The sequence below is a fragment of the Paramylibacter kogurei genome (genome assembly GCF_002742285.1).
GTDB lineage: Bacteria > Pseudomonadota > Alphaproteobacteria > Rhodobacterales > Rhodobacteraceae > Amylibacter > Amylibacter kogurei.
Window position 1 is genome coordinate 126,999 of record NZ_MDGM01000003.1, and the last position, 14,317, is coordinate 141,315.

16 protein-coding genes are annotated in these 14,317 nt (G+C 47.7%); 6 read left to right on the forward strand and 10 right to left on the reverse strand.

The annotated features are described in order from the left end of the window. Nucleotides 1-19: 19 nt before the first annotated feature. Both accD and BFP76_RS01255 read right to left on the reverse strand, forming a co-directional pair. Nucleotides 20-946: an acetyl-CoA carboxylase, carboxyltransferase subunit beta gene (gene accD, locus BFP76_RS01250; RefSeq protein ID WP_099591353.1), complete on the reverse strand. Its 927-nt coding sequence runs from the start codon at nt 944-946 to the stop codon at nt 20-22. Between the two features lie 64 nt (nt 947-1,010). Next, nucleotides 1,011-1,928, reverse strand: a complete 918-nt coding sequence (locus BFP76_RS01255) for a CPBP family intramembrane glutamic endopeptidase (protein WP_099591354.1) — start codon at nt 1,926-1,928, stop codon at nt 1,011-1,013. Between the two features lie 136 nt (nt 1,929-2,064). Here BFP76_RS01255 and BFP76_RS01260 point away from each other — a divergent pair, with 136 nt between their 5' ends. The 3 genes from BFP76_RS01260 (at nt 2,065) to BFP76_RS01270 (ending at nt 5,634) form a co-directional block, all read left to right on the forward strand. Beyond that, a complete protein-coding gene (locus BFP76_RS01260; RefSeq protein WP_133117363.1) occupies nt 2,065-2,649 on the forward strand; it encodes a hypothetical protein in 585 nt (194 codons plus the stop codon). Between the two features lie 113 nt (nt 2,650-2,762). Continuing rightward, the gene (locus BFP76_RS01265; protein WP_099591356.1) at nt 2,763-3,536 is read left to right on the forward strand and encodes a DUF6478 family protein; all 774 of its coding nucleotides are present in this window, start codon (nt 2,763-2,765) and stop codon (nt 3,534-3,536) included. A gap of 64 nt (nt 3,537-3,600) precedes the next feature. Continuing rightward, on the forward strand, nt 3,601-5,634 hold the full coding sequence (locus BFP76_RS01270) for an NADPH-dependent 2,4-dienoyl-CoA reductase (RefSeq protein ID WP_099591357.1): 2,034 nt from the start codon (nt 3,601-3,603) through the stop codon (nt 5,632-5,634). Here BFP76_RS01270 and pip read toward each other — a convergent pair. Beyond that, nucleotides 5,631-6,596, reverse strand: a complete 966-nt coding sequence (pip, locus tag BFP76_RS01275; RefSeq protein ID WP_099591358.1) for a prolyl aminopeptidase — start codon at nt 6,594-6,596, stop codon at nt 5,631-5,633. The genes BFP76_RS01270 and pip overlap by 4 nt on opposite strands. A 57-nt stretch (nt 6,597-6,653) precedes the next feature. On the opposite strand from pip, the gene ubiG reads away from it, so the two are divergent. Further along, nucleotides 6,654-7,397: a bifunctional 2-polyprenyl-6-hydroxyphenol methylase/3-demethylubiquinol 3-O-methyltransferase UbiG gene (ubiG, locus tag BFP76_RS01280; RefSeq protein ID WP_099591359.1), complete on the forward strand. Its 744-nt coding sequence runs from the start codon at nt 6,654-6,656 to the stop codon at nt 7,395-7,397. Here ubiG and BFP76_RS01285 read toward each other — a convergent pair. From BFP76_RS01285 to BFP76_RS01300, 4 genes are read right to left on the reverse strand one after another with little or no spacing between them, the layout of a single operon-like run. Then, complete coding sequence (locus BFP76_RS01285) at nt 7,394-7,834, reverse strand: MarR family winged helix-turn-helix transcriptional regulator (protein ID WP_099591360.1); 441 nt, start codon at nt 7,832-7,834, stop codon at nt 7,394-7,396. The two genes, ubiG and BFP76_RS01285, sit on opposite strands and share 4 nt — an antisense overlap. After that, on the reverse strand, nt 7,827-8,663 hold the full coding sequence (locus BFP76_RS01290) for a carbon-nitrogen hydrolase family protein (protein WP_099591361.1): 837 nt from the start codon (nt 8,661-8,663) through the stop codon (nt 7,827-7,829). The genes BFP76_RS01285 and BFP76_RS01290 overlap by 8 nt, the downstream gene beginning before the upstream one ends. After that, entirely contained in the window at nt 8,663-8,920 is a 258-nt protein-coding gene (grxC, locus tag BFP76_RS01295; RefSeq protein ID WP_099591362.1) for a glutaredoxin 3, read from the reverse strand. Before grxC ends, BFP76_RS01290 begins: the two co-directional genes overlap by 1 nt. A 37-nt stretch (nt 8,921-8,957) precedes the next feature. After that, nucleotides 8,958-9,689, reverse strand: coding sequence for a ComF family protein (locus tag BFP76_RS01300; RefSeq protein ID WP_099591363.1), 732 nt, complete (start codon nt 9,687-9,689; stop codon nt 8,958-8,960). 52 nt (nt 9,690-9,741) lie between these two features. Between BFP76_RS01300 and BFP76_RS01305 the strand changes: the two genes are divergently transcribed. Both BFP76_RS01305 and hemH read left to right on the forward strand, forming a co-directional pair. Further along, complete coding sequence (locus BFP76_RS01305; protein WP_099591364.1) at nt 9,742-10,575, forward strand: methyltransferase domain-containing protein; 834 nt, start codon at nt 9,742-9,744, stop codon at nt 10,573-10,575. A 43-nt stretch (nt 10,576-10,618) separates the two neighbouring features. Continuing rightward, nucleotides 10,619-11,677, forward strand: coding sequence for a ferrochelatase (hemH, locus tag BFP76_RS01310; protein ID WP_099591521.1), 1,059 nt, complete (start codon nt 10,619-10,621; stop codon nt 11,675-11,677). Between the two features lies 1 nt (nt 11,678). On the opposite strand, the gene BFP76_RS01315 is transcribed toward hemH, so the two are convergent. From BFP76_RS01315 to BFP76_RS01325, 3 genes are read right to left on the reverse strand one after another with little or no spacing between them, the layout of a single operon-like run. Next, nucleotides 11,679-12,077, reverse strand: a complete 399-nt coding sequence (locus BFP76_RS01315) for a (deoxy)nucleoside triphosphate pyrophosphohydrolase (protein WP_099591365.1) — start codon at nt 12,075-12,077, stop codon at nt 11,679-11,681. Beyond that, complete coding sequence (gene argJ / locus BFP76_RS01320) at nt 12,074-13,408, reverse strand: bifunctional glutamate N-acetyltransferase/amino-acid acetyltransferase ArgJ (RefSeq protein ID WP_099591366.1); 1,335 nt, start codon at nt 13,406-13,408, stop codon at nt 12,074-12,076. Before argJ ends, BFP76_RS01315 begins: the two co-directional genes overlap by 4 nt. A 12-nt stretch (nt 13,409-13,420) precedes the next feature. Further along, nucleotides 13,421-14,263 carry a peptidylprolyl isomerase gene (locus BFP76_RS01325; protein WP_099591367.1) on the reverse strand — a complete coding sequence of 281 codons (843 nt, stop codon included), beginning with the start codon at nt 14,261-14,263 and terminating at the stop codon, nt 13,421-13,423. Nucleotides 14,264-14,317: the final 54 nt, after the last annotated feature.

The window sequence follows — 14,317 nt, forward strand, 5'->3', positions numbered from 1 at the left end:
ACATCGCTTTTGTCGGTGGTCACTTTTTGGCAACCTCGGATTTTTTGGTTTTATCTTCGATCTTTGCCGGTGGTTCCAAATCGGCGGCAATCGCTGGGGGCAGTTTCATCAACATCCGCACAATCGAAATCAATTCATCGCGCATATCTTGGCGTTTGGTCACACGATCAAGCATCCCGTGATCCAAAAGATATTCGGCACGCTGAAAACCTTCGGGCAATTTTTCACGAATGGTTTGTTCGATCACACGCGCCCCCGCAAAACCGATCAATGCGTTTGGCTCGGCAATATGTACATCGCCCAACATCGCGTATGATGCGGTCACACCACCCGTGGTTGGATGCGTGAGCACAACGATGAATGGCAGGTTTTTCTCTTTCAACATTTGCAACGCAACGGTTGTGCGCGGCATTTGCATCAGGGATAAAATCCCCTCTTGCATACGCGCACCACCAGCCGCGGAAAACAGGATCAGCGGGCATTTCATATTCACCGCATGTTCACAGGCCGCAATAATCGCATTGCCCACGGCCATGCCCATGGAGCCGCCCATAAATCCAAAATCCTGCGCCGCCATAACAACCTTGGTTCGGCCCAAATCACCGTAACCCAGCAACATCGCATCTTTTTCCCCAGTTTTTTTCTGGGCGGCTTTCAAGCGATCTGGATATTTTTTCTGATCGCGAAATTTCAGCGGGTCGGCAATTGGCGCTTTGGCTTCAAATTCGGCAAATGTTCCACCATCAAACAAGCTGGCAAATCGTTCGCGCGGCGTAATGTTCATGTGGTGCCCACAATTCACACATACGTTCAAATTGTCTGCCAATTCTCTGTGAAATAGCATCGTGGAACATTCGTCGCATTTCGTCCATAAATTATCCGGTGTTTCGCGGCGCGAAAACAAAGAGTTAATTTTGGGTCTGACGTAGTTGGAAATCCAGTTCATATTTACGCTCTGTCGCCTGTATTAATGTTTCTTTGCTTTTAACTTTGCCCGCGATGGATTGCAATCAATAGCGATACCAGCGTTGTGCAGCCAAAAAATAGATCAAGACAATAAACGCAGTGAACCCCACCTGTGACATCAACAATGGGCGCATTTGTTCGACATTCCCCAAATCAATGGGTGAAACATAAAGAGAAAGACCGCTCATGTATCCTTTGGTGGCAACAATACACATGCCCATGAAATTATTAGCAAAGTGCACACCAATTGCGGCACCTAGATTCCCCGTGCGCATGGTCATATCCGCCGCCAATACACCAATTAAAAACGTTTGCACAACAACCAGCCATGCGTTCGAACCAAAAGTGGCGGGTTGATAATGGCCAAGTGCGAATACGAGTGATGGTAAAATCATCCAAACGGCAAAATGATCAAAGCGAACAGCAAGCTGTTGCTGGATATAACCGCGAAAAACCAACTCTTCTGCGCTGACTTGCATCAAGATTAATGGAATCGCGATGGGCAGCCACGACAACCAAATATCATAGCTCAGGTTCGCTTCTGGCAATAAATCGCTTGGTTCCAGCAATCCTGAACCCACAAAAAATACTATTACCGCGAGTATGCCCAACACAAAATTGCGCAAAAACGATTTCGCATTTCCACCAAGTAATGTGAAAACACTGCGCCGATGAAACAAAAATAACATGATAATAATTGCGACAATCCAACCACCAAAGGTGGTTAAAACAGTGATTACCATCTTGGGTGTGGTGAATTTTAATTCTGTCGTCATTTTCAAAAATTCATCGGAGCTCATGAATTGTCCCGCCACAACAAAAATGACCGCAGTGATCAATTGCAACACAACAAATCCCAACACCAAAACCGCAACAATGCGCCATATTTCGTTTCGCTGTTTTGCAGGGGATAAAAAGGATGCTTTGTTACGGCTGGCCGGGGATTGCTCGGAAATGTGCATATTTTCGCCTATTGATACGGTGTTTCAACATAACAAAGGGTGTCGGGGCTTGCTAGTATGGAACAAGTTCACTAACACCTTGGCCTTAATTGTGGCAGAAAGACAACGGCAATTTTATTGCTGGTAGGGGACGAAATTGCGCATATATATGTCTATTCTGGTGGCGATACTTTTTGGTATAAGCGCCTGTTCAACGTCCATCCCTTCGGACGTGGATGCAAATCAATATGCATCCCACGGCGGCAATCAACCAGAGGGCGATTTTGATCTTGCCATCCCAGATGGATATTGCTTCAGCACAAAACACAGCGTGCGCACATCCGATACCACAGTTGTGCTGCTCCATAGCTGTAACGCCAAAGCAAAGATGGGGTTTTATTCTGTATCCGCGTTAAAAACAGAATCAGAAATTTATCCCAAAGAGTTCCAGCAATATTTTCAAACACCCCAAGGTCGCCAAAGCTTGGGCATTCCTGCGAACACAAATGTTGCAAAAATTACAGGAACCAAGACCCGAAACGGGATTTTTTATGTTGAGGTGTTGAATGCTGGATCACCAGAAATTCCGTTGACTGCCCCCAAAACTTGGCGTGGATTTTTCACCAAAGACGGGCGTTTGTTTTCAATCACCTTTCATCCGCTCGCCGATCAAAAAATTAGCTCTGAGCAAAGTTTCAGCGCATTGCAACGTTATGCGGTCAAATTGAAAAACGCGCACTGATATCATTTTGCCAAGCGTTGATACAATCTTAAATTGTTTGGACCAAAAGCTGGTATATGCCAAATCAGTATATATATCCTTTTCAATCGTCCTTTCGTGAATATCAGAGCAATATGTTTTCCAACCTGAATACCATGTTTCGCCAATTGCAATTGCGGATCAGCCAATTCATTTGGCGCCGCAAGCTGCGCTATGCGACCAGGTTCAAAACAAACGACATTCAGGATATCCAACGCAGGTTACGCCGCATCGCGTTTGAGCGATCCAAAATGAATGCGGATGCGGTTGAACAAATTTCAACAACATTGGCCGATCAAATTTCACTAAATGCACCCAACAAAACCGATTGGTGCAAGCGCCCAAAAGCTTGGTCGGTTACACAATCAACCCTTCCTGCAAGCGCGTCGGGTTCACCGCAAAAAATTTGCAGCTCTGTCATTTTGTTTCACGACTGTCCGTTGGGCAATATCCAAATTGAACAAACAAAATCATCTCATCAAGATACCACCGCGAATTTTGATCTGTCGATTAAAGTGGGCAAATTCGAGGGGTCATATTTATCGTTGGTTGTAACATTGCCAAATGATGCGATTATTGATTTGTCTCACAATCACATATTGCAGTCGAACCTGTTGGTTGATTGTGAGCCATCAATGGATATTTACGCGCGTTTAAATCTGAAATCCAAATCAGGAACGCAACAAATTATCCGCACTTTTGAGCCAACGGATATTAGCCGTGTGGTGAATTTTGATTTGCAGGGCCATGTCACGCGGGATCGTATTATCGACAAATCATGGATTGATGTCAGCTTTGATAATCCTGAAAACCAATCCATTATTTTGCATGATCTAACATGTTTTCGCCGGCGACGCGCTGCAATTTGACGTTGCGTTTTAAGTGACATGCCTTAGCTTTGCACTACAAGTTCAGCAAAGTTTTGGAGGAAACATGGCACACGCACATTACCCACATTTGTTTGAACCCCTTGATCTTGGCTTTGTCACATTGCCCAATCGCGTTTTGATGGGGTCAATGCACACAGGCCTAGAAGAAACCGGCGATTGGAATCGCGCTGCGAAATATTATGCTGATCGCGCCGCAGGCGGTGCTGCTCTGATCGTTACAGGTGGTATGGCCCCGAATGAGGAGGGTGCGGTTTTGCCAGGTGCGGCGGGTCTGTATAATGACACAGACATTGCCAATCACAAAATCATGACAGATGCGGTACACGACGCGGGCGGTCGCATCGCGATGCAAATCCTGCATGCTGGGCGTTATGCCTATTCCCCAAAATGCGTGGCACCATCTGCCATTAAATCACCCATTTCGCCTTTCCCTCCGGCCGAGCTGGACAGTGATGGTGTCGAAAAGCAAATTGCAGACATGGTCACCGCCGCAACCCAAGCCCAAAAAGCAGGATACGATGGTGTCGAAGTCATGGGTTCAGAGGGTTATTTCCTAAACCAATTCTTGGTGACACGCACCAACAAGCGCACAGATGAATGGGGCGGCTCATACGAAAACCGTATGCGTTTACCAATCGAAGTCGTGCGCCGCGTGCGCGAAGCGGTTGGCCCGAATTTCATCGTCATCTATCGCCTGTCCATGATCGATTTGGTTCCCGAAGGATCCACATGGGAAGAGGTTGTTCAATTGGCCAAGGCCATTGAAGACGCAGGCGCCACCATCCTGAACACCGGTATTGGTTGGCACGAGGCACGCATCCCAACAATTGCAACATCCGTACCGCGACGTGCATTTACTTGGGTAACCAAAAAATTGATGGGCGAGGTGAATATTCCAATCATCACCTCCAATCGTATCAACACACCAGAAGTTGCCGAAAACGTTTTGGCAGATGGTTGTGCAAACATGGTTTCAATGGCGCGCCCATTTTTGGCAGATGCGGATTTTGTGGCAAAGGCCGATAAAGGCATTTCCAAACAAATCACACCTTGCATTGCATGTAACCAAGCCTGTCTTGATCACACATTTAAAATGAAACTGACATCTTGTTTGGTAAACCCACGTGCATGTGCCGAAACAGAATTGGTGTACACACCAACCGACACCCCAAAATCCATCGCGATTATTGGTGCGGGCCCTGCTGGGCTATCAACTGCGTTGGTTGCAACCGAACGTGGGCACAAGGTAACCATTTTCGATAAATCACCGGAAATTGGCGGCCAGTTGAACATGGCAAAAACCATCCCTGGAAAAGAAGAATTCAAAGGTTTGGTTGAATATTACAAACACCAACTTGAACTGCACCAGATCAAAGTAAATCTGAACACAGAGGCCAATGTCGATAACCTGTCTGGTTTTGATGAGGTCATCGTTGCAACGGGCGTAACCCCGCGCGACCCTCAAATCGACGGCCAAGACAACCCCAAAGTTCTTAGCTATATCGATGTATTGCGTGGCAAGGCAGAGGTTGGAAAACGTGTGGCATTGATTGGTGCGGGTGGCATTGGGTTTGATGTTGCCGAATATTTGTCACACCAAGGTGTCAGCCCAACCGAAGATTTGGAAGCATGGAAACGTGAATGGGGCGTTGGCGATCCAGAAGATGATCGCGGTGGTCTGGCATCAGAGGGTGCACAACCCGAACCTTCCCCACGCACGATTTATTTGTTGCAACGTAAGGCGCAAAAACTGGGTAAAAATCTGGGGCCAACTACAGGTTGGATTCACCGTTCCGCATTGCGCATGAAACAGGTCGAAATGTTGTCTGGTGTGAACTATGACGCGATTTCAGACAAAGGTTTGCACATCAGTTTTGGCGAAGAAAAAACCGATCCTAAAATTTTGGATGTGGATACAATCGTTCTTTGTGCTGGGCAGGTTCCAAATCGCACATTGGCCGATCAACTGATTGAACAGGGTATCAATTGCCATGTTATTGGTGGTGCGGATGTTGCCGCCGAGCTGGACGCAAAACGTGCCATTAAACAAGGTGCTGAACTGGCCGCCGCGATCTAGGCCAGTTCATCCATTATCGACACAAGCGCCGATGTAATACCTGGTTCTGACAGCGAATGACCCGCTGTTGGAACCATAACCAAACGCGACGCTGGCCAAGAATCCGATAGGTTTACCGCCGAAACAGGCGGGCAAATCATATCATATCGCCCCTGCACAATCGTTCCGGGAATATGTGCAATGCGGTCCATGTCGCGCATGATTTTATCATCCGCATCCAAAAAACCTTTGTTGATGAAATAATGGTTTTCAATGCGTGCAAATGTTTTTGCATATGCCGCTGGGGTCGTGCCCGAAATTGTTCGCGGGTTTAAACAGGCCAACGCCGTTTCCCATTCTGTCCATGCACGGGCAAATTTGATTTGTTCGGATTCATCATCCCCAAACAATCGATCATGGAATCCTTGCATGATATTGCCATGCTCTGATTCAGGCAGTGGTGTTAAAAATTGTTTCCATTCCTCTGGAAAAAATCGCGCTGCACCGCCTGCGTAAAACCAATCAAGCTCTGTCTGCGTCATCAAAAATACGCCGCGCAATACCAAGTGACGCACCCGATCTGGATGTGTTTGTGCATAAACCAATGATAGTGTCGCGCCCCACGACCCGCCAAAAACAATCCATTGATCAATGTTCAATTTTTCACGGATCAATTCAATGTCACGCACCAAATGCCATGTTGTATTCGCTTCAACCGATGCGGTTGGGCGCGAACGGCCACACCCGCGTTGATCAAACAAAATTATGCGATATTGGTCAGGATGAAAAAACCGCCGCATTCCAGGGGAACATCCGCCACCTGGACCGCCATGCAACACCACCACAGGAATACCATCAGGATTGCCGCATTCTTCCATATAGATGGTGTGGCCATCGCCCACGTCTATCATTTCGTAATGATAGGGCTGTATTACGGGGTATGGTCGGCGGGCTGCGCCAATTTGACCTTCGGCATTTCGCATGTAGAACCTATATATGTATCGCAACGCCCATCGTGGGGCATTTCAAAAGGCAATGCAATGGCTGTAAACACAACAATCGACCCTGATGAAGTTGCGAAATTCGAAGCAATGGCCGCCGAATGGTGGGACACCGAGGGGAAATTTAAACCGTTGCACATGTTGAATCCAACGCGGCTGGATTACATCGTCGATCAAATCTGTGCCGAATTTGATCGCGATCCAACACAGCCAAAACCGTTTGATGGTTTGCGATTGCTGGATATCGGTTGTGGCGGTGGACTGTTATCCGAACCCATGGCACGCCTTGGCGCCACGGTGGTTGGCGCAGATGCAGCGGCGGGTAATATTCCCGTGGCTCAAATTCACGCAGAACAATCAGGGCTCAAAATTGATTATCGCAATTGCACGGCTGAATCGCTCGCCGCTGATGGCGAAAAATTTGATATCGTTTTGAATATGGAGGTCGTTGAACACGTGGCCGATCCACTGGCATATCTGACGGCCTGTCAGCAATTGTTGAAATCAAATGGGTTGATGATTTGTTCAACCATCAACCGCAATCCAAAATCGTTTTTGATGACGATCATTGGTGCAGAATACATCATGCGCTGGCTGCCAAAGGGCACGCATGAATATGACAAGTTCATTACACCAGATGAATTGGTATCGCTGATTACCAATGCGGGTTTGCAAAACGTTGATCGCAAGGGGTTTGTATTCAATCCGCTGACATGGGGTTGGTCGATTTCTGATCGTGATTTATCGGTGAACTACGTCACCGCGAGCGTTAAGGCGGGTTAATCCAGCGCGCTGCGCAGATCACGCAAAAATGGTAGTGCTGCACGCACTTTTTCGTGCCCAACCTCGTTCATCACCTTATCAAACACAGGGCGCACAGCGCGTATTGCATCAAGTCGTGCAAGCAACCCCGCATCGGATATCGCAACACGTTTGCGCCGCGCATCATCCCAATCAGGGCGCACGTGGATATGCCCGTAATTTTCCAATTTGGTCAGCGTGTTTGTCATCGCGCCTTTGGTCAAATGTAAAACCCGCGCCAATTGCGCAGGTGATTTTTCGCTCGATTGATTGGCCAAAAAATTCAATACCGTAAAATGCGACAGCTCCATCCCCTTGGGCAGCGCTTTGGACAATCGCGCGCGCATCATTTGTTCAGCCATCAAAATTTCAGAAAATAGCGCGATGGCAATGGGGTCGGCTTCGGATGGATCAGACATTTTTTGGTTTCTTATACTCGCGATCATGTTGCAATGCGGGGATGCGTTGACGCGCCTTTTCTACCAAAGTCAGGTCTAAATCCAAAACACTAATCCCTTGTGATACACCCGCATCCAACAAAACTTGCCCCCAAGGATCAATCACCATCGAATGACCATAGGTATTTCGCACTTTTGCGGTTTGTGTTGGATGCGTTCCCGTTTGACAGGGTGCAACAATGAAACAGCCTGTTTCAATTGCACGCGCACGCAACAAAACTTGTAAATGATCCGCGCCAGTTTGTTGCGTAAATGCGGATGGCACAAAAATAATCTGTGCTCCCGCCTGTGCCAAATCGCGATACAATTGGGGGAAACGGATATCGTAACAAATTGACAACCCCACAGTGCCAAAATCAGTTTGTGTAACAACTGCGCGATCACCTGGCTGATATCCACTGCTTTCGGCATAGGATTCAGTGTCGGAAATCATCGCATCAAACATATGAATTTTATCATAGGTTGCGGCGATCTCCCCCGTTGGGTTGATCAGAAAACTACGGTTTAAAAATCGTCCATTCGAACCACCCAAAAGCGCCAAAGACCCAATTAATACCCAGACCTCTAAATTCTTTGCCTGTGCACAAATTGCGCGAAGCGTGATATCGTTCTCTTGGGTTTGCAACGTGATGGATTGATGGGCGCGATCGCCCGAAACAATATTTGTCACCTCTGGTGTGACAATAAATTCTGCGCCGTCCAACGCCGCCTTTTCGATCAAATCTTGGGTAGTTTGCAAATTTGCTTTGGGGTTATCCGAACTGTTTAGTTGAACAACCCCGATACGCATTATGCGGACAACAACGCGTCAAGCTTTCCTGCGCGTTCCAGCATGTGTAAATCATCCGATCCGCCCACATGCAAATCATCAATAAATATTTGTGGTACTGTACGTCCACCGTTGGAACGTTGCATCATTTCCGCACGTTTTTCAGGGTTTGAATGCACATTAATTTCTGTGAAATTCACACCCTTGTTGGATAACAAGTTTTTCGCAGCGGTGCAAAATCCGCACAGATTACCCGTATAAATTACAACGTTTTTCATAAAGACTACTCCAATGTTTCATCACGAATATAATCTTTTATTCGTCACGTGCAACGCGTGCAAAAACAAGCGTATTCACAGTTGCGGCACCCGCTGAAATACATTCATTTGCACATGTCGACATGGTTGCACCTGTCGTCATGACATCATCAATTAGCAAAACATTTTTATCGACGATCATTTGCACAAAGCGTGGGTTCACTTGTATTGCATCGCTTTGATTTTCCAATCGCTCATTTCGCGACATGCCCTTTTGCATTTTTGTCCTTTTTGTTCTGATTAACAAATCTGGAACCGTTTGAATGTTGGTACGCTTTGCAATCTGATTTCCCAATGCCGCTGCTTGGTTATATTTTCGGGTGAATAGCCGTGAGCGATGCAATGGCACGGGGATAATAACATCTGTTTTTCGTAACAGATCCGCACCTGATTTAATCATCCATTCCGCCAGTGGAATAACCACGTCCAACCGATCACCATGTTTCAAGGCCAAAATAATTCGCCGCCCGCCGCCATCATAAACCACACTAGCGCGTCCCTGTATCCACGCAGGTGGTGCATGCGTACATGAATCACAAATCAATTCATCACCCATATCTTCGCCAATTAGCGGTGTGCCACAGGAATCGCATATGGCGCCGTCGATGAAATATGTATCGCCCCAACAATCTGAACACAGGCCATTTTCGGCCTCCGTTTCCACACCACATGAAACGCAAAGCGGTGGGTATGCGGCGCGGACCAGCCCGTTGAACATGTTTGCCAACATGCTCTTTTCCTTTGGGGCGAGGGGCGTTAAATCGTTGCTAAGGGAGTCGTTCATGCAATCACCACCGAAAATTTTTGATACCGAAGCGCTGGCCATGCACCGCCAACGCGCCACGTGTGGCGATCAAGGTGATTGGTTTTTGCATGACTACGCCATCGATGTGGTTCAAGAAAGACTGCAGGAGGTTAACAGAACCTTTACTGATCCAACAATTATCGGCTGGCAGGGTGCGCAGTGGAACAAAAAGCTGGGTCTTTCTGCGACTGTTATTCCAGATACAGATACGCTCGATCTGATGCCAAACAGTTGTGATTTGATCATACACGCACTATCGCTGCATTGGTCAAACGATCCCGTTGGACAATTGGTGCAAATGAACCGCGCATTGCGCCCCGATGGTTTGATGATCGCGGTGATGTTTGGTGGGCAAACATTACAAGAATTGCGCATTGCCTTTGCTCAGGCTGAAAGCCGCGTTTTGGGTGGGATAAGCCCCCATATCGCCCCGATGGGGGAAATTCGTGATCTGGGTGGATTATTGCAACGCGCAGGATACGCATTGCCCGTGGCCGATGCGATAGATGTGAATCTTAGCTATCAAACACCTATGCATTTGATGCGCGAATTGCGCGGTATGGGTGAAACGAACGCCCTGATGCAACGCCAAAAAAGCCCGATGCGTCGGGATGTTTTGTCTGCAATGATCGATGAATATCAATCCACATTTGCCACACCCGATGGGCGTGTTAATGCGACAATGGAGTTTGTGTTCTTAACTGGTTGGGCGCCATCGGACACGCAACAAAAACCGCTTCGCCCCGGTTCTGCACAATCACGTTTGGCACAGGCCTTGGGTGTGGCAGAACGCGACCTTGAATCCGAGTGATAATTTCTATTTGGTCAATGAAACACAAACGATCAGCGAAAACATGATGCCAATCGACAAAAACAAAGACAGGCTTGCATTTGCAGGCAAAGATCACCCCGCCATTAAACCCGCCAAAATTGGTGTGGTGCTGGCCAATCTCGGCACGCCCGATGCCACCGATTATTGGTCCATGCGCCGATATCTGGGTCAGTTTTTGTCCGACAAGCGTGTTGTCGATATACCAAACTGGAAATGGCAACCTATTTTGCAGCTGATCATTTTGTCCAAGCGTCCGTTCAGCGCTGGCAAAGCATATCAAAGCATCTGGAACACTGATCGCGATGAAAGCCCGCTGTTAACCATCACGCGGGATCAATGTGATGCCGTTGCCGCGCAGATGGCCAAAATTTATGGCGAAGATGTCATCGTTGATTTCGCCATGCGATATGGCAATCCATCGGTTGAATCGGTGATCAACAAGATGCGCGATCAAGGTGTTGAAAAAATCGTATTTTTCCCGCTGTATCCACAATATGCGGCCCCCACCACCGCCACGGCAAATGACGAAGCGTTTCGCGCATTGATGAAGCTAAACTGGCAACCAGCCGTTCGCACGGTGCCTGCATATTATGATCATCCAAAATATATCAATGCGTTAAAAAATTCGGTGCAGATGGCATATGAAACCCTTGCGGTGAAGCCCGATTTATTGGTCGCATCATATCACGGCATGCCAAAACGTTACTTGATGGAAGGCGATCCGTATCATTGCCAATGTCAGAAAACCACGCGTCTGTTGAAAGAGGCGCTGGACTGGAGCGATGATGACATCACCACAACATTCCAATCTGTGTTCGGACGCGAAGAATGGCTTCGCCCATATACGGTGGAACATGTGGCCGAATTGGCGCGCCAAGGTAAGAAAAACATCGCGGTGATATCACCTGCATTTTCCGCCGATTGCATCGAGACGCTCGAGGAAATTCAAGAAGAAATTCAAGATGCATTCAAAGAGGCAGGTGGTGAAACATTCACCTATATTCCATGCCTTAATGACAATGCCGATCATTTGGACATGATGACCGATATTATCCAAAACGAATTGTCAGGCTGGATTTAAATCAAAGCCAATCGCGCATCACGGCAATCAATGGAATATCCGCCGCTGGCATTGGATAATCCTTTAGCGCGTTTGGTTTCACCCATGCCAATTTCTGACCCTCTTGCGGGGTTACAATTCCATCCCATTTGCGACAGGCAAACACGGGCATCAGCAAGTGAAAATCATCGTATGAATGGCTGGCAAAAGTAAGCGGCGCCAAACACGACGCCCATGTATCAATACCCAGTTCTTCTTTTAATTCGCGGATCAGTGCATCCTCTGGCTTTTCACCGGGTTCAACCTTGCCCCCTGGAAATTCCCACAAACCCGCCATTGATTTGCCCTCGGGGCGCTGTGCCAACAGAACGCGCCCGTCGGTGTCAATCAATGCAACCGCAACAACCAGAACCGTTTTCATGAACGATAATCAGCGTTGATTGAAATATATTGATGCGTCAAATCACATGTCCAAACGGTGGCGCGGCCATCACCAACACCGATATCAGCGGTGATCGAAAGCTCGGGGTTTTTCATGTAATCAGAACCTGCTTGTTCAGTGTAACTTTGCGCAACCCAGCCTTTTTCGGCAACCAGAATATCGCCAAACCAAATCGCCAGTTTATCGCGATCCGCAGGTTCACCCGATTTACCAACCGCCATCACAACACGACCCCAGTTTGGATCCTGTCCTGCAATCGCAGTTTTGACCAATGGTGAATTTGCAATCGCAAGACCAATCTTTTTGGCCGATGCATCACTGTCTGCACCTGTCACATTTACGGTCACGAACTTGGTCGCACCTTCGCCGTCTTTGACCACCAAATGCGCCAGTTCCAGCATCACATCATTCAACGCCGCTGAAAAAGTTTTGGCATCTTCACTGGTTAAATCTGTGATACGCGGCGCTCCGCTTTGGCCGGTTGCGGCAATCATCAAGCTATCAGATGTTGATGTGTCGCTATCAACCGTAATGGCGTTAAACGATTTGTCGTTGATGCCCGAAACCATTGCTTGCAATACCGCTTGGTCGATATTTGCATCGGTAAAAATATACACCAACATCGTCGCCATGTCCGGTGCAATCATTCCCGAACCTTTGGCAAAGCCAGCGATGTGAACAGGCTTATCACCCAGCGTGATTTCTGCGCTGGCACCTTTGGCAAATGTGTCTGTTGTCATAATCGCCTTGGCCGCGGCCTTGGCGCTATCCTTGGACAAGGTATCGCGAAGCGTTTCGATTTTCGAAATGATACGATCATGTGGCAATGGTTGCCCGATTACGCCCGTTGATGCGGTAAACACACATTCAGGAACCGTATCCAAAATTTCCGCAGTTGCCGTTGTTATCGCATTCACGGAATTGCGCCCAGCGCCACCCGTAAACGCATTTGAATTGCCAGAATTCACCAAAATCGCAATCGGTTTGTCCGCAGGCAACGGTTTCGCCAATTTTTCCTGACAATCCAAAACAGGGGCAGAGCGCGTGGATGATCGTGTGAACACCCCTGCGATTGCGCTGCCCGCTGTGATTTCTGCAAGCATCACATCATCGCGGTTTTGATATTTCACACCCGCGGCGGCGGCGCTGAAACGCACACCTGCGATAACGGGCAAATCAGGAAATCCACCAACAGGGGCAAGGGGTGAAACCAAAGGTGCGGAACCCTTTTGTGCCGCGACCTCTTTTTTCAATTTCTTGATTTTCTTTTTCAGCTTGGCAGCTTTGTTTTTTGCTTTTTGTGATGCCATTTGCGTTAAACCTTAATCATCCAAAAAGGTGGTGTTGCGAATAAAGGAATAATCGTCCGACACTTCCAATTTATCAATTTCGCCTTCGGCTTCCAATCGGGTGATTTCCGCTTCAACCGCTTTGCCGCGCAATGAATCTTCGAGTGATTCTTTCACTTCTTCCATTGTTGGGGCGGGTTTGTTGCGTTTTTCATTCAACTTAATCACGTGCCAGCCAAATTGCGTTTTAACAGGTGCTGATACGCCGCCCACTTCCATTGCGGCCACGGCTTCTTCAAATTCAGGAACCATTTGACCCTGACCGAACCAGCCCAGATCGCCACCATTTGGGCCACTTGGACCTGTTGATTTTTCCTTGGCCAATTCACCAAATTCGGCACCACCCTCAAGAGCGGCGATTAATTCTTTTGCTGTTTCTTCGGTTTCAACCAAGATATGCGCGGCCTTGAATTCAGGCTCTTCTGGCAGATCGCCAAATTCGGCTTCGTATTCTTTTGCAAGCGCTTCTTCTGTGATGGCTGTGTCACCCAATGCGTCCAATGCCACCGTTGCCAACAATGCACGTTCTTCGTTTTCGCGTGCTAATTTTACGCGTTTGCTATCTGTGTTGGCAGTATCAGCCAAAAGCGTTTGCTGAATCAATTGATCCAAAATTCCGTCAAACAGAACCTTATCATCCAATGCAGCGTAATTTGGGGGCAAACGATCAACCAACGTCACCACATGTGCAGCTGTGATTTTGGTGCCATTCACGGTTGCCAACACGGTATCACCGTTGATGTCCTCGGCGAATGATGGCGCGGCCATGCCCGCGATCACACCAAATGTGGCGGCTGTCTTTTGAATAAAGTTCATGCGTAATCTCCAATTATGCGTATTTCTGTCACGCAACTGTTAACCAAATATGTT